This is a genomic window from Actinophytocola xanthii (assembly GCF_001921205.1).
Taxonomy (GTDB): domain Bacteria; phylum Actinomycetota; class Actinomycetes; order Mycobacteriales; family Pseudonocardiaceae; genus Actinophytocola; species Actinophytocola xanthii.
Window position 1 is genome coordinate 40,664 of record NZ_MSIE01000035.1, and the last position, 18,255, is coordinate 58,918.

The following is an 18,255-nucleotide window of genomic DNA, read 5'->3' on the forward strand; positions in this document are numbered from 1 at the left end:
CCTTCCGGTGACTTTGTGGTTGCTCCTGGTTACGTTCGGTTTGTCACGCACGTTGCCCGGGAGGCTCTGCCATGGGTCGGAGAAGAATCTCGTTCGCCGTACGCGCCGTGGTCGTCGCGCTGGGGTTGGTGGTCCTGCTGCCGGGCGTCGCCTGGGCAGCGCCCCCCACCGCGCTGCCGGCCAGTTTCGCCCAGGCCGACGGGAGGTGGCAGCCGGCCTTCGACTACGACGGTGACGGGTGCTACCCGACGCCGGCCATCGGGCCGGACGGCACGCTGAACGGCGGGTTGAACAACTCGGGCGCGCTCAACGGGAACTGCCACGACCAGTCCGACCTGGACAACACGAACTCCTACTCCCGGTCCAAGTGCGACCGGGGCTGGTGCGCCTACCTCTACGACCTGTACTTCGAGAAGGACCAGGCGGTGCCCGGCATCGACTGCTGCGGCCACCGGCACGACATCGAGCACGTGGTGATCTGGGTGAACCAGGCCACGAACTCCGCGGAGTTCGTCTCGGTGTCCGCCCACGGGAACTACGGGACCCACCCGCGGTCGGCGGTGGCCTGGGAGGGCACGCACGCGAAGATCGTCTACCACAAGGACGGCGCCAGCACCCACTGCTTCCGCCTGGCGGGCGCGACCGAGCAGCCGGAGAACCACTACCGCGCCTGGCAGTACCCCGACCTGGTGAGCTGGGACCACTTTCCGCCGGGCATCCGAGACCGGCTGGTCCAGGCGAACTTCGGCAGCGCCAGCCTGGCGATCAAGGACGGGGCGTTCGAGCAGAACCTGGCCAGGGCGAAGCCGGCCGGGATCCCGTTCGACCCGTACGCGCGAGGGTTGTGAACACTGTGGATCATCCCTGTGGACAACCTCCGCCCGCTCACGCGGGCACGGTCACCACGGGTTCGGCGCGGCGTTGCCGTGCGATGAGGACGGCGGCGAGGCCGGCCACGAGCACCCCGCCCGCGCCGGCCACGGCGAAGCCCCACGCCGGGCTCGAGTGGTCGACGACGAAGCCCACCAGCGGCGCCCCGGCCGCGGAACCCAGCGTGAACGCCGAGGACTGCAGCCCGCTCGCCTCGCCCCGGGCGGTAGCCGGCGCCAGGCGGGCGACCCCCTCACCGGTGGCCGCGATCGTCGGCGCGCACAGCGCCGACGCGGGCAGCAGCACCAGCGTGAGCATCCACCAGGAACCCCCGACCAGGCCGATCGGGATCGTCAGCAGACCCAGCCAGGCCATCAACGTCACCTGGCCGGGCGAGCGGGACAGCGCCCCGTAGACCAGCCCGCCCACCGCCGAGACCGCCGCCCACACGGTGACCACGATGCTGGTGTAGGTGAGTTCCCCGTTCTCCCGCAGCTGTGCCACGATCGCCACCTCGGTGCCGGCCAGGATGAACACCGCACCCGCCCCGATCACCAGGACCGCGATCATCCGCGGGGTGAGCCAGACCCGCCGGGGCACGCGCTCACCGGTGTCGGCCGCCTTCTCCTGCTCGCTGCGCACGGCGGGGTTCACCAAGAACAGGGCGGCGCCGACCGCGGCGATCCCGATGGCCATGCTCAACATCGCCGTCGCCGAGGAGAACTGGGTGACCAGCACGACCGCCATCGCGGGGCCGACCATGAACGACATCTCGGCGGAGATCGAGTCCATCGAGTAGGCGGTGCGCCGCAGGTCGGGCGGCACGAGCGCGGCGACGGCCTGGCGGGCGATCGACATCACGGGCAGGACCAGGAGTCCGCCGACGAACCCCGCCACGAGCAGCCCCGGGTAGGGAAGGTAGCGGCCGAGCACCCAGAACGCGGCCTCGCAGGCGGTCGTCACTAGCACCATCGGCCGCAACCCGTAGCGGTCGACGACGCGGCCCATGACCGGGGCGCCCACCGCGATGCCGATCGTCACGACGGCGCCCGCGGCCCCGGCCGCCCCGTACCCGTGGCCGAGCCCGACCGCGACGTGCAGGGTCAACACCATGCCGGCCGCGGACAGAGGGATGCGGGCGAAGAACACCAACACCATCAGGGTGCGAACACCGGGCAGCGCCAGCGTTCTCCGGTACAGCCGCATGGTTGGATGTGACCTCTCGTCGGGCGTGCGGTGGCCTCAATGTAGGACCGGACCCCGACAGTTCTCGCGAGATTTCCTGGCCCGCTGCAGAAGGTGGTGCGCGACAGATCAGCACGAACGACCAGCCCGACCGCTCGAGCTCGACCGTGCGTGCCCAGCAGGCGCCCGCCACCCACCGCCTGGTCTGCCGAGCCTGCGGCCGCACCGAGCCCGTCCACTGCGTCGTCGGCGCCCACCCCACCTCACCCGCCGGCTTCCTCCTCGAGGCCGCGGAGGTGGTCTTCCGCGGCTACTGCGCGCCCTGCCGTTCGACCGGAGGGTGAGGGCCGGCGCGGCTCAGGCTGTCGGGCCGAAGAGGTCGACGACGTTGGCCCGGGAGCGCAGCGCCAGGCCGGTGCACAGCGCACCCGCGGCCTCCGCGACCGCCTCCCGGAAACGCGTCCCCAGCCCGATGAAGTTCACGAACCCGTGAATCAAATCGTCGTGCTGGTGTTTCACCACCGGGACGCCGGCCTCCCGCAGGCGGTCGGCGAAGGCGTTGCCCTCGTCGCGCAGGGGGTCGAAGCCGGCCGTTGCCACGTAGGCCGGTGGCAGGCCCCGCAGGTCCTCGGCGAGCAGCACCGCGACCCGCGGGTCGCGCCGGCTCTCGACGTCCGGGCAGTAGTGGTCGATGAACCACGTCATGTCCTCGTCGGTGAGGAAGAAGCCGTCGGCGAACAGGTCCCGCGAGCGACGCCGCACCGACGGGTCGGTCGCCGGGTAGAACAGCAGCTGGAAGACCGGTCGCGGACCGCCCTCGCGCAGCGCGTCCAGGCAGACCACGGCCGCCAGGTTGCCCCCCGCGCTGTCCCCGCCGACCGCCACCGCGGCCGGGTCGGCGCCGAGCGACTCCGCGTTCGCCGTGGCGTACCGGAACGCGGCGAACGCGTCGTCGGCCGCCGTCGGGAACCGGTACTCCGGCGCCAGGCGGTAGCCCACCGACAGCACCCGCACACCGGCCTGCGCGGCCAGGTAGCGGCAGAGCCCGTCGTGGCTGTCAACGCTGCCGATGACCCAGCCGCCGCCGTGGAAGTACACGAGCAGCGGCGAGCCCGGCGCCAGGCCCCGCGGCTCGTACAGCCGGGCCGGGAGCGTGCCCTGCGCCGCCGGCAGGTTCAGGTTCCTGGTCCGCACGCCGCTCACGACCGCTCCGCCGAGCACGTGCCGGCTGGCCTCGGTCCTGATCCGGGCGGCCTCCGCGCTCGAGGAGCTCAGCGAGATGTCGGACAGCGCCATCATGCGCAGCAGCAGCTGGGCGTCCAGCGCCAGCTCGAGCCCGTCGCGGCGGATGGGTGGGCCGGCGAGCAGCCGGCGCAGCGGCTGCGGCAGTGCGAAGACCCCGTGCAGTGCGGCACCCTGCACGGACGGCGGGACCCTGCTGATCAGCGTCGACATGCGGCCTCCCAGACCTTCGGGTGCAGGCTACCTGCCGCGGGGCAGGCAGGCGCCCGGTTCGGCAGTGCACCAGGGCGTCGTGCCGGGGAGCCGGTGCCGGTTGGCCGCGACCCAGCGGTACACCCGGTCCTGCAGCCACCGAACCCCGGGCAGCCAGTAGAGCCGCAGCGGCAACCGGGTGCCGAGCGCGGCGGACAGCGCGGCGTTGATCGCCTCCGCCCCCCAGTAGCGCCCACCGTCCTCGCCCGTCCAGAACACGGCCTCGGCCAGTGCGGCGCGGCTCACACCGGCCTCCTCGGCGACCCCGGCCCGCTGGTAGGGCACGGTGGCGACCCGGTCCCGCCGGTCCAACCGCACCAGCACGTTCCGAGCGCGGGTGCAGAACCCGCACTCGCCGTCGAAGATGAGCGTCCCCACCATGCCCCCATGGTGGCACCAGATGCGGGATGATTCGCGGAGGGCGAAGGGAGCGGTGTGACTGTCAACGTGGTGGGCATCGGCGGATCCCTGCGGACGGACTCGCAGTCCGAGCGTGCCCTGCGCATCGCACTCGAGGGAGCCGCGCTCGCCGGCGCGAAGACGACGATGGTCTCCGGCGCGGACCTGGTCCTCCCGTTCTACGACCCCGCGGACGAGGAACGCCCGGGGATCGCGACCCGGCTGGTGGAGGAGCTGCGGGCCGCCGACGGCGTGGTGCTGGTCTCGCCCGGCTACCACGGCACCATCTCCGGGCTGGTGAAGAACGCCCTCGACTACATCGAGGACCTCCGCGAGGATCCGCGGCCCTACCTCGACGGCCGCGCCGTGGGCTGTGTGGCAACGGCCCGCGGCTGGCAGGCGGCCGTGACCACGCTGACCTCGCTGCGCTCCATCGTGCACGCGCTGCGGGGATGGCCGACCCCGCTCGGCGCCGCGGTGAACTCCGCCCAGGTCTCCTTCGGGCCCGACGGCGAGTGCAGCGACGAGAAGGTCGCCGCGTCGCTGCGCACCATCGGTCTGCAGGTCGTGGAGTTCGCCACATCCCGCGTATGAGCCGCCGGAGGAGGGGTATGCCGGAAGCATGACCAAGTCTCCGATCACCAGCCCACTGGGCGATGCCGAACGCGAGGCGACGGGTGCCGTTCTCCAGGCGACGGTCGTCGACCTCATCGACCTGTCCCTGATCGCCAAGCAGGCGCACTGGAATGTCGTCGGCTCCAACTTCCGCAGCGTGCACCTCCAGCTCGACGAGCTGGTCAACGCCGCGCGCCAGTACACCGACGATGTCGCCGAGCGTGCCAACGCGATCGGAATCTCCCCGAACGGCAAGGCACGCACGGTCGTGGAGAGCTCCGGGCTCCCCGACTACCCCGAGAACTGGCAGACCGTGGAGTCCACCGTCGCCACGATCGTCGAGATCCTCGGCACCGTGATCGGCCGCCTGCGCGAGCGCATCGACGCCGCCGAGAAGTCCGACCTGGTGACCCAGGACCTGCTGATCGAGATCGCCGCCGAGCTCGAGAAGCAGCACTGGATGTGGCAGGCGCAGACCGCCTGACCCGCTACAGACCGAGGGCCCGGCGCGCGAAGTGGATCTCGATGGCGATCTGCTTGATCGTCTCGGCGACCACGAGCGAGCCGTGGCCCGCGTCGTAGCGGTACACCTGGTACGAGGCGTGCCGCACGGCGAGCCGGTCGAGGTAGTTGTCGATCTGCCGGATCGGGCAGCGGGGGTCGTTCTCGCCCGCGATCACCAGCACCGGGGCGCGGACCTGGTCGACGTAGGTGATCGGGGAGCACTCGACGTACCTGTCGTGCACCTCGTCCGGCGAGCCGCCGAACAGCGCCCGGTCGAACGCCCGCAGCGGCTCCATCTCGTCGTCGTAGGCAGCCAGGTAGTCGGCCACCGGCACCCCCGCCACCCCGGCCGCCCAGAGCTGGGGCTGGGTGCCCAGCGCGAGCAATGCCAGGTAGCCGCCCCAGGACGCGCCGTTGACCACACAGCGTGCGGGGTCGGCCAAGCCCTTCTCCACTGCCCAGGCGTGCACCGCCGCCACGTCCTCGAGCTCGGTCAGGCCGGGTCGGCCCTCGATCGCGTCCTTCCAGGCCGAGCCGTAGCCGGTCGAGCCCCGATAGTTCACGTGCACCACCGCGAACCCGGCGTCGAGCCAGGCGGCGCGGTAGGCCGAGAACCGGTCCTCGTCGGCCGAGTGCGGGCCGCCGTGCAGGGTGAACACCGTCGGCAACGGGCCCTCGGGGGCGAGCGCCGGCCGGGCGTAGAGCGCGTGCACCTGCCCGATCTCGGTCGCCGGCACGAACACGTCCTGCAGCTCGACCGACGCCGGTGCCTTGTGCCCCGGCGCTTCGAGCAGCACCCGCTCGGTCCCGTCGGAATGCAGCGCCCGGACCACCGGTGGTTGTGCCGCGTTGGACCACACGTACTCGACGGTCCCGTCCGGACGCACCGCGGCCGAACTTATGGTCCCATTAGGAGTGTCCAGTAGGGACAATTCGCTGGTCTCAAAGTCGTAGCGGTACATGGCGTTCCTGGCTTCGTGGGTGTGCACCACGATGATCGACCGCCCGTCCGCTGACCACTCGGCGACGACCTCGCCCGGCAGGTCGAGGATGATCTCGGTCTCGCTGTCGGTGGCGAGGTCCCAGACCAGCAGCTCCTCGCGGCCGCGGCGCTCGTGCAGGACCAGGAGCCGCTGGTCACCGGCGATCGGGCTGAACCCGATGGCGTCCAGCCCTTTGCCCTTGCCGTCCCACTTCTCGGCGACCGTCGAGCCGTCGGCCACCGAGAGCACGCGCAGCGCGGAGTGCCGGTTGTCCCCGTGCTCGGAGTGCGCGATCGCGAGCAGGGTCTCGTCCCGGGAGAGCGCGGCGACCCCGCCGTCGTGCTCGTCCTGGTAGATCACCGTGGCCTCGGCGCCGCCGCGGGACAGGAAGATCGTCGTGCCGTCGTCGTTGGACACGCCCGCCGCGGCGACCGACCGCCCGATCTCCACCCCCGCGGGGTAACCCGCCGGGGTACCCGGCACAGCGGGCTCCGGACCGGCGCCGGCGGGTCGCCCGGCGAACTGCTCACGCACCCAGGTGCCGAACTCGTCGCCGTCGGAGTCGGCGAACCACCAGATGTACTCGCCGTCCGGGCTGATCGCGGCGTAGGAGGTGCCGTTGGGCCGGTCGGTGACCTGGCGCCGGGTGTCCGTCGCGCGGTCCCAGGCGTAGACCTCCCACACCCCGCTGGAGTTGGAGAGGAACAGGTTGCGGTCCGGCGCGTCCTGGGCCCACCGCGGAAGCGACACGCGGGCGGCGGTGAACCGGGCTCGCCAGCGCTGCTCGGCTTCGGGGTCGGCGAACAGCGTGTCGGGGACCTCGGCCATGGGGTGGTTGCTCACGGCTTCGATACTGCCTCATTCGTTGAGCCGGAACGGCCCGGGCCGAGTAGAACTGTCGTATGAAGCATGTCGTCGACGTTGGCCGCCCGGTTTCGGGTGACGTGATCGAGCTGATCCTGGAAGACCACCGCCTGTTCGAGGAGCTGCTGCGGAACCTGCGCGACACGAGCTCGGACCGCGCCGCCGTCCGCGACGCGCTCGCGACCGTGCTCGTGGCGCACGCCGAGGCGGAGGAGAAGTTCGTCTACCCCAAGCTGAGCAAGCGCGACGCGGTGGGGGAGGACGAGGCTGAGCACGGCGCCGAGGAGCACGCCGAGGGGCACGAGGCGCTGCTCGCGGTCCTGGAGCTCAAGGGAACCGGCACCAAGGCCTTCGACGATGCGGTGGAGGAGCTCTCTGGCGTGCTGAACCACCACATCGTCGAGGAGGAGCTGACCATCCTCAACCCGGCAAGAGAGGCGCTGGGGGACCGGGCGAAGGCGGAGCTTGGTGACCTGTTCGTCAAGGAACGCAATCGCCAGATCGACGACAACTGCGGCACCGTCGAGAACGTCCGCAAGCTCGTGGCCAGGAGCCGCCGGGAGGGCAAGCTGGACTGACCCCTCAGCTGTCCACGGTGGACGGAGACCGGCGCCGAGCCAGGTCGACGGCGAGTCGGCCGACGGCGCCGGCCGCCGCGCCGGCGACGAACCCGAGGACGAGGGTCAGCAGGACGTTCCCGCTCAGCCGGAGCTCCGCGCCCATCAGCTGGGAGCCGAGCACCGAGACGCCGAACTCGACCGAGGCGCCGGCCAGCAGCGTCGCGACGGCCAGCGCGGCCGCCACGACCAGGCCGTGCCGCAGCCCCGCTGTCGCCGCGCGGAGCCACCTGGGCCCCTCGCCGGCGTCTCGGTCGTGCCGGGCCGTAAGAACGGCGGTGACCAGCAGCGTCACCGCCGCGAAGGCGAGGGTCGCCGGCCACCCCCCGGCGTCCAGGACCCCGTCGGGCAGCCGGTCGGGTGGCACCAGGCTCGTCATCGGTCCGCTGGCCGAGGCCGACCACGGCACGCCGAGCCCGAGTCCCAGCAGGGCGAGGACGCCCGTCGCGCCGGCGAACAGCACGCCGCCGGCCAGCGACCCGTTCCGGCCGACCAGGCCAAGCACCAGGCCCGCCGCGGTGGCCAACCCGGCGAGCACGACCAGCACCAGCACCGTCGAGGTCACCGCCGGGCGGAGTCGGTGTGCCCAGGTCCAGCGCGGGGGCAGGGGGCCGCGGCCGGACACGAGCCAGCCCACCGCGAGGACCACGAGCACCCACAGCAGACCCGCGCCGACCGCCGCGGCCACGTCGGCGCTGAACCTCGCCTCGCCGGCGGGCCCGCCGGCCCGCGCCCGGTCCTCGAGGCGTTCGGCGAGCCCCGGCGGCAGCCCTCGCCCGGGGCGGTCGCGCCCGGCGCGCAACCCCAGGCCGGCGAGCGGCAGCCGTCCCCGGCCGAGCAGCGCCAGCACCGCCACCGAAGCCAGGAACGCCGCCGCCGCCGCGAAGGCCCGGGTCGCCAACTCCTCCGCGGCCGGCGTCCGCCGCCGCACCGGTGCCCAGAACGCCAGCACGAGAACCGCCGCTCCGACCAGGGACACCCCGAGCGGCATCAGCTGGGCGGTGCCGTGCAGCCCCGCGCCGAGCTCGGCGGCCTGCCCGGAGGCGCTGGCCGTGAGGTCCACCGACCCGCCGACCGCCAGCGCCACGGCGGCCGCCGTCATCGCCGGCACCTCCTCCGCGCCGAGCTGGGCCAGCCCGAACGCGCAGAGCCCGGCCATCACCACCACCGCCGCGAGGCCCGCGGCGGCTCCCTCCAGCACGGCCCACCCGGGTCCCGGTCGGCCCATCACGCGTCCCGCCGCCCGAGGACGACGGCCGCCGCGGCAAGGGTGGCGAAGACCCACAGGCAGAGCACCCCGAACCCGGCCCACGGCGAGAGCAGGACCGGGTCCGGGTCGACCGCCATGACCCGGGTGCCGGCGCCGAACGGCCCGAACCTGGCGACGGCCTCGGCCACCGGCGCCGGTAGCGCCGTGGTCAGCAGCGGGACGAGCAGGGTGACCGCGATCATGGCCACGACGGCGCCCGCGGTGGCCCGCACGAGCACGCCGACAGCGACGCCCAGCAGCCCGATCATGGCGAGGTAGAGCCCGCAGCCGATCACCGCGCGCAGGGTCGTCGGGTCGCCCAGCGTCGCGTACCGGCCGTCCGACGCGGCGAGTACGGCCTGCCCCACCAGGAACGACCCGAACGCCACCAGCTGGCCGACGACGAGTCCGACGGCGGAGAACACCAGTGCCTTGGCCGCGAGCAGCCGCCCTCGACGCGGGACCGCGGTGAGACTGGTCCGGATCATGCCCGTGGCGTACTCGGAGGTGGCGACGAGCACCCCGAGGACCGCGATGACGACCTGGAGCAGGACGAAGCTCTGCAGGCTCGCGGTGGTGGGCTCGTATCCGCCCTCCTCAGCGCCGTTGCGCACCGCGCCGCTGCTGAACAGCACGCTCAGCCCCACCGCCAGCACGGCCGCGGTGAGCAGCGTGAAGGCGGTGGACCGAAGGCTGCGCAGCTTCGTCCACTCGGAACGGACGGTGTGTCCCAGGGTGTTCATCGGACCTCCTCGCTGGCCGCGTACTCGACGCTTTCGCTGGTGAGCGCCATGAAGGCGTCCTCGAGCGAGAGCCGTTCCGGCGTCAGCTCGGCCAGCGCGACCCCGGAGTGCATCGCGACCTCGCCGACCCGTAGACTGTCCATTCCGGACACGTGGAGAGCCTCGCCGTGCTCGTTCCGCACTACCGCACCCGCGTTCCGGAGCGCCCGTGCGAGGACCTCCGCATCCGGGGTGCGGACCAGCACGCCCTGCTGCTCCTCCCCGCCGATGAACTCCTCCACCGAGGTGTCCGCGATCAACCGCCCCCGCCCGATGACCACCAGATGCTGTGCGGTCAACGCCATCTCGCTGATCAGGTGGCTGGAGACGAGCACGGTCCGCCCTTCGGCGGCCAGCCCGCGCATGAGATCGCGAACCCACCGGATGCCCTCCGGGTCGAGCCCGTTCACCGGCTCGTCGAAGATCAGCACGCCCGGGTCGCCCAGCAGGGCGCCCGCGATCCCCAACCGCTGGCTCATCCCGAGGGAGAACGTCCGCACCCGCCGCCGGGCGACGCTCTCCAGCCCCACGACGCCCAGCACCTCGTCGACCCGCCGGTCTCCGATCCCGTTGCTCTGCGCCAGGCACCGCAGGTGGTCCCGCGCCGTGCGCCCGGGGTGCACCGCCCGGGCGTCCAACAGCGCGCCGACCTCCCGCATGGGCGCGGTCAGCTTCCGGTATCCCCGCCCACCCACGGTCGCGGCCCCCTCGCTTGGCTCGTCGAGCCCGAGGACCATCCGCATGGTCGTGCTCTTGCCGGCGCCGTTGGGCCCGAGGAACCCGGTGACGAGCCCCGGCTTGACGACGAACGTGAGGTCGTCGACCGCGACCGTGTCGCCGTACCGTTTGGACAACCCCCGTACCTCGATCATCTGCTCTCCTTCACCTAGTTGACGTGAGGTGAAGCCTGCAGACGCAAGGTGAACCAACCCTGGGAGAACCTGGGCGCTTCCCGGGAGAGCCGACACCCCGAGCAGCCGCTGCGGCCGGCGCCCCGGTAGGTCCGCCCGGAACTCCCAGCAACCCCTCAGTGATCTCGGTCGGACCGGTACCGCCGAACCTCCTCCGGCACCCCGCCGGTGAACGCGGTCTCCGCGAAGTCGGCGTCGTCGCTGAACGTGGTCGACCCGAAGTCGGCGCGGGCGGTGCAGGTGACGTGCCTGAAGTCCGCGTAGTCGGTGAACGTGGCGGACCCGAACATGATGTCGCCGGTGAACGTGGCCTCGGCGAAGTCGGCGTGGTCGGTGAAGGTGGCGGCGTAGAAGGTGGCGTCGTCGGTGAACGTGGCGGCGTGGAAGGCGGCGTAGTCGATGAAGGTGGCCGAGGCGAAGGTGGCCGGACCGGCGAAGGTGGCCGCCCTGAAGTTCGCGGGGCCGGCGAACGTGCCCTCGGCGAAGGTGGCGGGCCCGCTGAACGTGGCTTCCGCGAAGGTGGCGAAGCCGGTGAAGGTGGCGGCGTAGAAGCCGGCGTGGCCGAGGAAGGTGGCCGACTCGAACGTGGCGGTCTGGACGGCGCAGTCGATGAGGCTGAGGTTGGTGAGGGTGGCGCCGGTGAGATCGAGGTTGATCTTCTCCCAGAAGGTGGCCGCGACCTCCGGGCCCGGCCCCGGGCTCAGGTGCTCGGTGAGGATCCGCTGGGCGGTGAGCCGGACCTCGCGTTCCTGCACCCGTTCCCGGTGGTTCTGCTGGCTGCCGTCCTCGTTGTCCGGGGGCGGGCTGTAGGGCATGCGCAGGTAGGCGCAGACGACGTTGACGATCGACTGCCGCTGCTCCGGGTGGTCCTGGGCCACGCGTTCGAGCGCGTAGAGGCCGGCGAGCCGGACCGGCGCCTTCTCCGAGCCGAGCTGGTCGGCGGCCTTGGTGTAGAGATCGGTGATCCGCCGTGCCTCGGCGTCCTTCTCGGTGGCCGCGGCCACCCGTTCCTGGTGCAGTCGGGTCTGCTCGGCGACCCGTTCCTGGAGCGCGTGCGCGCGGGCGACGTCGGCCTGGTCCCGGTCCTTCTGCTTCAGTGCGATCTCCGCACTGCGCTGCCGCCGAGCCGCGAGCAGCAGCGCGGCAGCGCCCCCCGCCCCGACCACGATGGTGCCCGCCGTGCGGATGGCGTCGAGTTGCACGCGGTTGGCGGTGTGGTCCCCGCCGGTGTAGGCGAGCAGCAGCCAGACCACCACCCCAACCCCCACCAGCACGATCCCCACCGACCAGGTGAGGATCGCCCGCGGGGAGAGCACGGTGTAGGTCACCGCCTGCTGCCGGTCGGTCCGGCGGACCGACCGCACCACGGCGACGACGAGCAACGCCACCGTCAGGCCCCAGCCCAAGAGCCACCACCCCCGCGGCCACACCCATCGCGCGACCTCGCCCCAGTCGACCCACCCGCCGGCGCTGACCAGAACGCCCGACAACACCAGCCCGGCACCGGCCGGTACCACCACGTCAACCCGCCTGAGAAACTCACGACCACGCATACACGCTGAGTCTCCACCAGCCAAAACGGGGCGCCAGCCGTCGAGATACCGGTCGTGGACGGGATCACCCTCGTGGGCCGAGGGACCAGCCGAGCAGCCGGCGGCCACCGCCTTCCGTGGTGCCGTCGGCGGTGAACCTGCCACCCTCGACCACGTGGCCGAGACCGTCGGCGGCGGGGGAGAGCCGTGGGGTGAGGCCCGCGTCCTCGATCTGGTCGCGCAGGCGCTCGACCGCCGCCCGTTGGACCCTCTGGTCACAGAAGCTGAGGAAGAAGATCGCCTGTCGCCACGCGTAGGCGCTGTTCTTCCAGGCGAGCAGGGCGGCGTGACCGTCCACCCGGATCTTCTGGCGGCGCACCACCCATTCCAGGGCGCGGTCCGCCAGGTCGGGGGCGAGCGCGGCCACCCGGTCCGCCAGACCAAGCCCGTCGACCAGCACGGCGAGGTTGTGCGTGGTGAGGATCTGGCTCTGCTCCAGCACGACGCCGTTGGCAGCCACGCTGTGGCGGAAGCGGGAGGCGTCCCCCTGCGCCTGTGCCGCCCGCCGCACGCACAGCTCCGCGAACGCCCTGGCGGTCTGCTTGGCATGCCGGCCGAGTACCACCTGTCGCAGGCCGTGCTGGTCGTCGCTGGTCCAGTGATCGGGGCCGGGCAGGTCGTAGTAGCGGGCGTAGAGGGTGCCGGCCAGCACCCGGCTGGCGACGCCCGCGGCGTCTCGCCACTTCCTGGTGAACCTTCCGGTGAAGATGTCCGCCGCGAGCTCCTCCATCAGGGGCAGCCGCAGCTCCGCCTGCCTGGCCAGCGCACCGAGCTCGCGCACCAACGTGTTGGGCAGGATCGCCTGGGGGAACGAGCTCAGCGCGAGCACGGTGGCCTGGGTCAACGTCTGCCTGGCCGTGTTCGCCGCCTGCGCTCGCCGGTGGGTCCGGAGCGGCTCGAGGGCCCCGATCCACGGCAGCTCCTCGATCCCCACCTGGTGGGCGAGGTCCACCAGCAGCAGCCCGCGGCGGCGGCGGAAGGCGGTGTAGGTCTGGGCGTAGAGCCCGGCCAGGGCGGGATCGGCGATGCTCGCCGCCAGCAACGACGAGGTCAGCTGGGGCAGCACGGTGGCGAGCACGTCCCCGGAGCGGATGACGCCGCGCTCGACGAGCTCCTCGACCGGTGCCTCCAGTGCCCTGGTCACCTTGGCGACCAGGGACGGCGGCACCGGCTCCCCGGCCGGAACGCCGGGTGCCTCGTCCGCGGTTGTCGGCTGCGTCAGCGGCTCCACCGCGGGCACCCCGGACTCGTCGGGGAACCGGTCGAGTCGGCCGGCCACCACGTCCGCCAGCGCGGCATGCGTCGGCCGGGCGGCGACCGCGCGCTGGGTGGCCCGCAGCCGGACCCGGGCCGCCGAGCCGGGCGCGCCGTGTTTGGTGATCGTGTCGGCCAGCGCACGCCGCACCTGCCCGACGTCCCGTCCGGACAACGCGCCGCTGTCCCGCTCGCACGCGAGCAGGGCGGCGTGCAGCCGCGCGAAGTTGCCGCGCGGATGCCGGTGGGCGGTCGCGAGCGGGTGCCGCTGGAGTGCCTCGGCGTGGTCGGCGAGCCAGCGCGCCCGCCGCGCGGTCCAGTCCGCTGGCCACACCCGGCACGGCCACCCGCCGGTGACCGACTCGCCGGTGCGCTGGGGCAGCTCGCCGTCGACGGTGTCGCTCCACAGCTCGACCAGCCGGTCGTAGAGCGGGTGCCACACCCCGAGGGTCTCCCGCATCGCGCCGAGCTGCCGGCTGGTGGTGATTTCGCGCAGCGACTCCCGCACGGCGCTGACTGGCCGCAGCCGCACCATCGCACCCTGTGGGGCCGGGGTGGTGGTCGGCCGGGGCGTGAAACGCAGCCGGTGCATCAGCGGGCGCAGCTCGGCGATCACGTCGAGTGCCGAGGCGTGCCGTTCGACGGGCTGGCCGTCGTCGAGCAGCCACGCCACCACCGGCAGCGCGGCGTCCTCCGGCAGGTCGATCCGGTAGTTCCCGCTGGACAGCGCCGTCCGCAACGCGGCCAACCCCGCGTCGGTCAGGTACCACAGGTTGAGCCGCTCCCGGGGCGTGCTGCCCGGTGCCTCCGCGGGCAGGTTCGCGACCAGGGCGGCCTCGTCGTCGCGCAGGTCGGTCTCGGCGAGGTACCGGCCGGTGGCGAAGCCACCCTGCACGACCTCGAGGGTGACCCACGCCGGCGTCGCGGCGACCGGAGTGCGTGACCCGATGGTGAGCGTGCCGTCCACCATGCCGGCCAGCACCTCGCCCCACCGGGCCGCCCGCGCGCGTGCTCTCTTCCGGATACGAGGGTCGCGATCGGACACCGAGCGCCGCAGGGCGCGTTCGAGCTGCCCGAACGCGTACTCGTAGGCCATGGCTCCTCTCTGGTGGCCGGCCATGGAGGCGGGACTCGAACCCGCGCCCTCCCGGTGTAAAGCCGGGCGATCTGCCGCTGATCTACTCCATGTCGCACGTGATGCTAGGTCAGCCGGTGTTGCCGAGCACCTCGGTTTCGCCGGGCCCGGGCGAGCATGCGCTGTCGTTTCCGTCCAAGACGTCCGTCGCGCCGGCGAACTACCGTTGCCCCAACAGCTCGCCCGATCATGAGGAGACAGCACAATGCGTGACCTGGTGTACACCGGCTTCATGTCGCTGGACGGCGTGGTGGACTCGCCAGGCGGCGGGCCGGGGGAGGAGCACCGCAGCGGCGGGTGGGTGTTCAAGGACCTCGAGTTCGTGCCGGAAGCCTGGTCGCTGAAGGGCGAGGAACTCGCCGACACGACGGCGCTGATGTTCGGCCGCCGCAGCTACGAGGCGTTCGCCCCGGTCTGGCCGGGCTCGGAGGACCACGCCGGCTACAAGGAGCTGCCCAAGTACGTGGTGTCGAGCACGCTGCCCGACGACGCCCTCGTCGACGGCTGGGGCCCGACGACCATCCTGCGCTCGACCGAGGACGTCGCCGCGCTCAAGAAGGGCGACGGCGGCGCGATCTTCATCCACGGCAGCGCCGAACTGGCCCGACGGCTGTCGGACGCCGGCCTGATCGACCAGTACAACCTGCTCGTCTTCCCCGTGCTGCTGGGCGCCGGAAAGAGCCTCTTCGACCGGGCCGACCGAGACAAGTACATGCTGGCGCTGCGGGAGTCGGAGAGCTACAAGAACGGGATCCTGAAGCTGGTCTACGACGTCAGGCGCTGATCCAGGTCGAGGGCGATCGCGCCGCCGGCGCCCTCCCGCAGCTGTCCCGCGGTGCGTCCGACGTAGGAGCGCAGCGCCCGAGCCAGGTGCGGCTCGTCGAAGTAGCCAAGTTTGGCGACGACGTCACCGGCCGCGTCGCCCGCGGCCAGCAGCTCCGCCGCCGTGCGGGCCCGTTCGATCTGCCGCAGCGCGCCCCGCGTCAGGCCGGTAGCCGCCCGGAACCGCCGTTCGACCGTGCGCTCGGAGACGCCCGGGCGGCCACCCCGCAGCACGTCCGCGACAAGCGGGTCGCGAACCACGATCCCGGCTCGGACGAGCCGCTCGACGAGGGCCTCCGCGTCGTCGGGGCCGGGCGTCTCCCAGCGCGTGCCGTCCAGCTGGAACGTCCGACGCGTGGCGTCGGGGAGCCCGATCCCCCCGTCGACCAGCGTCGACGTCGGCACAGCCCGTAACGAGGTCCCCACGGCGAACTCGATACCGGTGAAGGTGGCGCCCTCCGGCACAGGTGCCGTGCCGGCCCGGGTCTCGGGACCGGTGACGCCCGCGTACGGCTGGCCGGCCTGCTCCCAGAACACCAGGCCCCACCGCACCCCCGCGACCGACGTCATCGCCGTGACCTGCTCGCTCGTACAGGTCCACACACTGTCCACCCACGGCGAGTCGGACCGACGCGTCCCGAACCGCAATCCCACCCGCGAAGGATACGCCGAGCTCGGCGGAGTGCTCTGTTGCTCAGCGTCGCGTGGCTCCAGACCAGCCACACGACCGTGACGGTGCGCCCCGGCTCGCGCGCCGCGTTAGCGACGTCGCCGTTCCGCCGTGGCCGCGCGCCCGCTGACCGGTGCGGCTTCGTAACAGTTGAGTGGTCCCCACGCGACCATCCAGATGGTTTCCGCAGCTCGACGAAAGCTCGTTACGAGCTGGAGAGTCTGACGGCTCCTCGTCGGAGGTGGGCCAAGTCTGCGCGCGACGAGGGGAGTAGAGCGTGGGTGCGAGTCGAGTCAAGCAGCAGCATCGACGATCACGTGAGGCGGCGCCACAGAAAGGTGGCCACGGACTACCTGGGCTGGATCGCGTTGCTGCTGACAGCAATTCCCGTGCTGGTGGCGACGCTTCGTATTTTGAAGCTTGCGCCAGGCGATTTCACGCGTCTTTGAACTCGCTCATGCGCACATGCTCGAACCCTGCCCCTGGGCAGGGGCAAGGCCGGGGGGTTGGCGTCGGGCTGACCCGGGTACCACTGTCGCCATCTCGTGCGAGGAGGAGACGTCCCATGACAGTCGTGAACGACGGTCTGCCGCTGAACAGGTCGGCCACCATCCACCCGCCGACCCACCCAGACCCGCCCTCGTCAGCCGATCCCGGCGTCGGTCACATCACCGACGTACCGACGGACCTGTTACCCGTACCGCTCGCGGTACCGCCCGCGCCGGCATCACCTCAGGCCTCGGACTCCGCGACCGAAGGCAGCGTGGAAGGCGACTTGTTCGACGGCGTCGTTGGTCGGGCATCGGCCGGCGCATGAGCTTTGGTCGTGCCGTTCCCCCCGCTCCTCACCAGGCCGGCCGAGACCTTGCCAGCAGGTAGTGCAGGCCGCCGGCGACGAGGGCGCCCGAGAGCCACGAGAAGTCGGTGTTCCCCAACGTGGTGGCGATCGGGCCGCGCATGAGCGGGACGAGACCGTACTGCCAGAGCCAGCCCGCCACCACTCCCAGTCCCAGGCTGACGAGCGCCCGCCGATTCACCCCGCCGTAGGGCGAACGGCTCGGGTCGTCGTAGAGGCCGGGGATGTCGAGCCTGCCGCGGCGCAGGACGAAGTAGTCGACGAGCACTACCCCGGCCCACGGGCTGATCCACACCAGGATCGACACCATCCAGTTGTCGAAGGCGTGCGCGAAGCTGTCCGCCTGCACGAAGACCGCCAGCACGGCCGAGGCGACGGCCCCGGCGACCAGGGTCAGCTTCCAGCGGGCGAGCCGGATCCCGACGGACAGCGCGGCGAGCGAGCACGAGTACAGGTTGAGGATGTTCGTCGCCACCGGGCCGTGCATGATCAGCAGCAGGACCGGTATCGCCATCACCCCGAACGTCGCGGTCACCAGCGCGGAGGGGTCGGCGCCGGCGCCCGCGCTGGCCAGGCACGCGCCCAGGCCGGCGAGCCACACGGTCGGTACGTACATGCCCAGCGCGGTCGCCCAGAACACCTTGCGTCCCGACGTGCCGGGCCGGACGAAGCGGCTGTAGTCCGCGGAGTAGGGGAGCCAGGAGACACCCCAGCCGATGCCGATGGCGGTGAGCAGCTGCGTGACGGCCGTCAGCTTGTCCGCGCCGGTCGCCGCGGCGCCCTCGGACCAGCGCAGGTCGACCTGGCCCAGTGCGAGCACGGTCATCACGACCATCACGGCCACGGTCAGCGGGACCGTGTACTTCTCGAAGGTGCGGATCGCGTAGAAGCCGTACAGCGCGAGTCCGAGCTGCAAGACCATGATCACCGCGGCCACGCCGTACCTCGTCCCGACCCCGCCGGAGATGCCGAGCTCACGCAGGACGGCCAGCACCAGGTCCAGCACGACCCAGGTATTGACGCCCACCCACGCCATCGTGAGCAGGCACTGGACGACACCCGGCACGGCGGCGCCACGCCGGCCGAACGCCGCCCGCCCAAGCACCATCTGGTTGACCCCGGTCCGGTGGCCCATGAGGTTGAACAACCCGAACACCGCGCAGCCGACCAGGTTGCCGAGGGCGATCACGACGAGGGTCTCGACCAGACTGAGCCCGAGCGTCACCCCGAGCGCGCCGAGGACCCAGTTGATCGGCGCGATGTTCGCGCCGCACCAGATCCAGAACTGTTCCCAGGACGTCGAGTCCCGGTCGCCGTCGGGAATGGGGTCGATGCCGTGCCTGTCGAAGGGCACCGCGTCGGTTGATGTCGCGTCGGTTGGTGTCGCCGTCATCGCCGAACCTCCACATCAGAGTGACCGGCCAACGACAACACTCCACGTGGTCCGACGACA

The 18,255-nt window shown here is 72.1% G+C and carries 17 protein-coding genes; 6 read left to right on the forward strand and 11 right to left on the reverse strand.

The genetic code is table 11. The features are described from left to right. The first annotated feature begins 71 nt into the window (after positions 1 to 71). Positions 72 to 848, forward strand: coding sequence for an NPP1 family protein (locus tag BU204_RS19515; protein WP_075127141.1), 777 nt, complete (start codon positions 72 to 74; stop codon positions 846 to 848). A gap of 37 nt (positions 849 to 885) precedes the next feature. Here the strand turns inward: BU204_RS19515 and BU204_RS19520 are convergent, their stop codons facing one another. Continuing rightward, on the reverse strand, positions 886 to 2,076 hold the full coding sequence (locus BU204_RS19520; RefSeq protein WP_075127142.1) for an MFS transporter: 1,191 nt from the start codon (positions 2,074 to 2,076) through the stop codon (positions 886 to 888). Positions 2,077 to 2,222: 146 nt separating this feature from the next. Here BU204_RS19520 and BU204_RS40150 point away from each other — a divergent pair, with 146 nt between their 5' ends. Beyond that, the gene (locus BU204_RS40150) at positions 2,223 to 2,399 is read left to right on the forward strand and encodes a hypothetical protein (RefSeq protein ID WP_158073483.1); all 177 of its coding nucleotides are present in this window, start codon (positions 2,223 to 2,225) and stop codon (positions 2,397 to 2,399) included. A gap of 13 nt (positions 2,400 to 2,412) precedes the next feature. Here the strand turns inward: BU204_RS40150 and BU204_RS19525 are convergent, their stop codons facing one another. Together BU204_RS19525 and BU204_RS19530 are read right to left on the reverse strand one after the other, a co-directional pair. Further along, positions 2,413 to 3,510, reverse strand: coding sequence for an alpha/beta hydrolase (locus BU204_RS19525; protein ID WP_075127143.1), 1,098 nt, complete (start codon positions 3,508 to 3,510; stop codon positions 2,413 to 2,415). Between the two features lie 27 nt (positions 3,511 to 3,537). After that, positions 3,538 to 3,930 carry a thiol-disulfide oxidoreductase DCC family protein gene (locus BU204_RS19530; protein ID WP_075127144.1) on the reverse strand — a complete coding sequence of 131 codons (393 nt, stop codon included), beginning with the start codon at positions 3,928 to 3,930 and terminating at the stop codon, positions 3,538 to 3,540. A 54-nt stretch (positions 3,931 to 3,984) separates the two neighbouring features. Between BU204_RS19530 and BU204_RS19535 the strand changes: the two genes are divergently transcribed. Both BU204_RS19535 and BU204_RS19540 read left to right on the forward strand, forming a co-directional pair. Continuing rightward, a complete protein-coding gene (locus tag BU204_RS19535; RefSeq protein WP_075127145.1) occupies positions 3,985 to 4,542 on the forward strand; it encodes an NADPH-dependent FMN reductase in 558 nt (185 codons plus the stop codon). A gap of 28 nt (positions 4,543 to 4,570) precedes the next feature. Beyond that, positions 4,571 to 5,047: a Dps family protein gene (locus tag BU204_RS19540; RefSeq protein WP_075127146.1), complete on the forward strand. Its 477-nt coding sequence runs from the start codon at positions 4,571 to 4,573 to the stop codon at positions 5,045 to 5,047. A 4-nt stretch (positions 5,048 to 5,051) separates the two neighbouring features. Here the strand turns inward: BU204_RS19540 and BU204_RS19545 are convergent, their stop codons facing one another. Continuing rightward, positions 5,052 to 6,878, reverse strand: coding sequence for a S9 family peptidase (locus tag BU204_RS19545; RefSeq protein ID WP_075127147.1), 1,827 nt, complete (start codon positions 6,876 to 6,878; stop codon positions 5,052 to 5,054). Between the two features lie 74 nt (positions 6,879 to 6,952). Here BU204_RS19545 and BU204_RS19550 point away from each other — a divergent pair, with 74 nt between their 5' ends. Next, complete coding sequence (locus BU204_RS19550) at positions 6,953 to 7,492, forward strand: hemerythrin domain-containing protein (protein WP_075127148.1); 540 nt, start codon at positions 6,953 to 6,955, stop codon at positions 7,490 to 7,492. Between the two features lie 4 nt (positions 7,493 to 7,496). Here the strand turns inward: BU204_RS19550 and BU204_RS19555 are convergent, their stop codons facing one another. The 5 genes from BU204_RS19555 to BU204_RS19575 all read right to left on the reverse strand — a co-directional run bounded on the left by BU204_RS19555 (position 7,497) and on the right by BU204_RS19575 (position 14,415). Next, positions 7,497 to 8,759, reverse strand: coding sequence for a streptophobe family protein (locus tag BU204_RS19555; protein WP_075127149.1), 1,263 nt, complete (start codon positions 8,757 to 8,759; stop codon positions 7,497 to 7,499). Further along, positions 8,759 to 9,523: an ABC transporter permease gene (locus BU204_RS19560; RefSeq protein WP_075127150.1), complete on the reverse strand. Its 765-nt coding sequence runs from the start codon at positions 9,521 to 9,523 to the stop codon at positions 8,759 to 8,761. Before BU204_RS19560 ends, BU204_RS19555 begins: the two co-directional genes overlap by 1 nt. Continuing rightward, positions 9,520 to 10,434 (reverse strand): ATP-binding cassette domain-containing protein, encoded by a 915-nt coding sequence (locus BU204_RS19565; protein WP_075127151.1) that lies wholly within the window; start codon positions 10,432 to 10,434, stop codon positions 9,520 to 9,522. The genes BU204_RS19560 and BU204_RS19565 overlap by 4 nt, the downstream gene beginning before the upstream one ends. A gap of 155 nt (positions 10,435 to 10,589) precedes the next feature. Further along, positions 10,590 to 12,026 carry a pentapeptide repeat-containing protein gene (locus BU204_RS19570; protein WP_143229600.1) on the reverse strand — a complete coding sequence of 479 codons (1,437 nt, stop codon included), beginning with the start codon at positions 12,024 to 12,026 and terminating at the stop codon, positions 10,590 to 10,592. Between the two features lie 64 nt (positions 12,027 to 12,090). Further along, positions 12,091 to 14,415 carry a hypothetical protein gene (locus BU204_RS19575; protein WP_143229601.1) on the reverse strand — a complete coding sequence of 775 codons (2,325 nt, stop codon included), beginning with the start codon at positions 14,413 to 14,415 and terminating at the stop codon, positions 12,091 to 12,093. Positions 14,416 to 14,659: 244 nt separating this feature from the next. Between BU204_RS19575 and BU204_RS19580 the strand changes: the two genes are divergently transcribed. Beyond that, positions 14,660 to 15,238 (forward strand): dihydrofolate reductase family protein, encoded by a 579-nt coding sequence (locus tag BU204_RS19580; RefSeq protein ID WP_075127154.1) that lies wholly within the window; start codon positions 14,660 to 14,662, stop codon positions 15,236 to 15,238. On the opposite strand, the gene BU204_RS19585 is transcribed toward BU204_RS19580, so the two are convergent. Both BU204_RS19585 and BU204_RS19590 read right to left on the reverse strand, forming a co-directional pair. Next, positions 15,220 to 15,930, reverse strand: coding sequence for a helix-turn-helix domain-containing protein (locus BU204_RS19585; protein WP_075127155.1), 711 nt, complete (start codon positions 15,928 to 15,930; stop codon positions 15,220 to 15,222). The two genes, BU204_RS19580 and BU204_RS19585, sit on opposite strands and share 19 nt — an antisense overlap. Positions 15,931 to 16,791: 861 nt before the next feature. Beyond that, positions 16,792 to 18,195 carry a purine-cytosine permease family protein gene (locus tag BU204_RS19590; RefSeq protein WP_075127156.1) on the reverse strand — a complete coding sequence of 468 codons (1,404 nt, stop codon included), beginning with the start codon at positions 18,193 to 18,195 and terminating at the stop codon, positions 16,792 to 16,794. Positions 18,196 to 18,255: the final 60 nt, after the last annotated feature.

Coding starts and splice junctions, on each gene's coding strand:
- BU204_RS19515 (WP_075127141.1), top strand. CDS start 72: ATGGGTCGGAGAAGAATCTCGTTCGCCGTACGCGCCGTGGTCGTCGCG.
- BU204_RS19520 (WP_075127142.1), bottom strand. CDS start 2,076: ATGCGGCTGTACCGGAGAACGCTGGCGCTGCCCGGTGTTCGCACCCTG.
- BU204_RS19525 (WP_075127143.1), bottom strand. CDS start 3,510: ATGTCGACGCTGATCAGCAGGGTCCCGCCGTCCGTGCAGGGTGCCGCA.
- BU204_RS19530 (WP_075127144.1), bottom strand. CDS start 3,930: ATGGTGGGGACGCTCATCTTCGACGGCGAGTGCGGGTTCTGCACCCGC.
- BU204_RS19540 (WP_075127146.1), top strand. CDS start 4,571: ATGACCAAGTCTCCGATCACCAGCCCACTGGGCGATGCCGAACGCGAG.
- BU204_RS19545 (WP_075127147.1), bottom strand. CDS start 6,878: ATGGCCGAGGTCCCCGACACGCTGTTCGCCGACCCCGAAGCCGAGCAG.
- BU204_RS19550 (WP_075127148.1), top strand. CDS start 6,953: ATGAAGCATGTCGTCGACGTTGGCCGCCCGGTTTCGGGTGACGTGATC.
- BU204_RS19555 (WP_075127149.1), bottom strand. CDS start 8,759: ATGGGCCGACCGGGACCCGGGTGGGCCGTGCTGGAGGGAGCCGCCGCG.
- BU204_RS19560 (WP_075127150.1), bottom strand. CDS start 9,523: ATGAACACCCTGGGACACACCGTCCGTTCCGAGTGGACGAAGCTGCGC.
- BU204_RS19565 (WP_075127151.1), bottom strand. CDS start 10,434: ATGATCGAGGTACGGGGGTTGTCCAAACGGTACGGCGACACGGTCGCG.
- BU204_RS19570 (WP_143229600.1), bottom strand. CDS start 12,026: ATGCGTGGTCGTGAGTTTCTCAGGCGGGTTGACGTGGTGGTACCGGCC.
- BU204_RS19575 (WP_143229601.1), bottom strand. CDS start 14,415: ATGGCCTACGAGTACGCGTTCGGGCAGCTCGAACGCGCCCTGCGGCGC.
- BU204_RS19580 (WP_075127154.1), top strand. CDS start 14,660: ATGCGTGACCTGGTGTACACCGGCTTCATGTCGCTGGACGGCGTGGTG.
- BU204_RS19590 (WP_075127156.1), bottom strand. CDS start 18,195: ATGACGGCGACACCAACCGACGCGACATCAACCGACGCGGTGCCCTTC.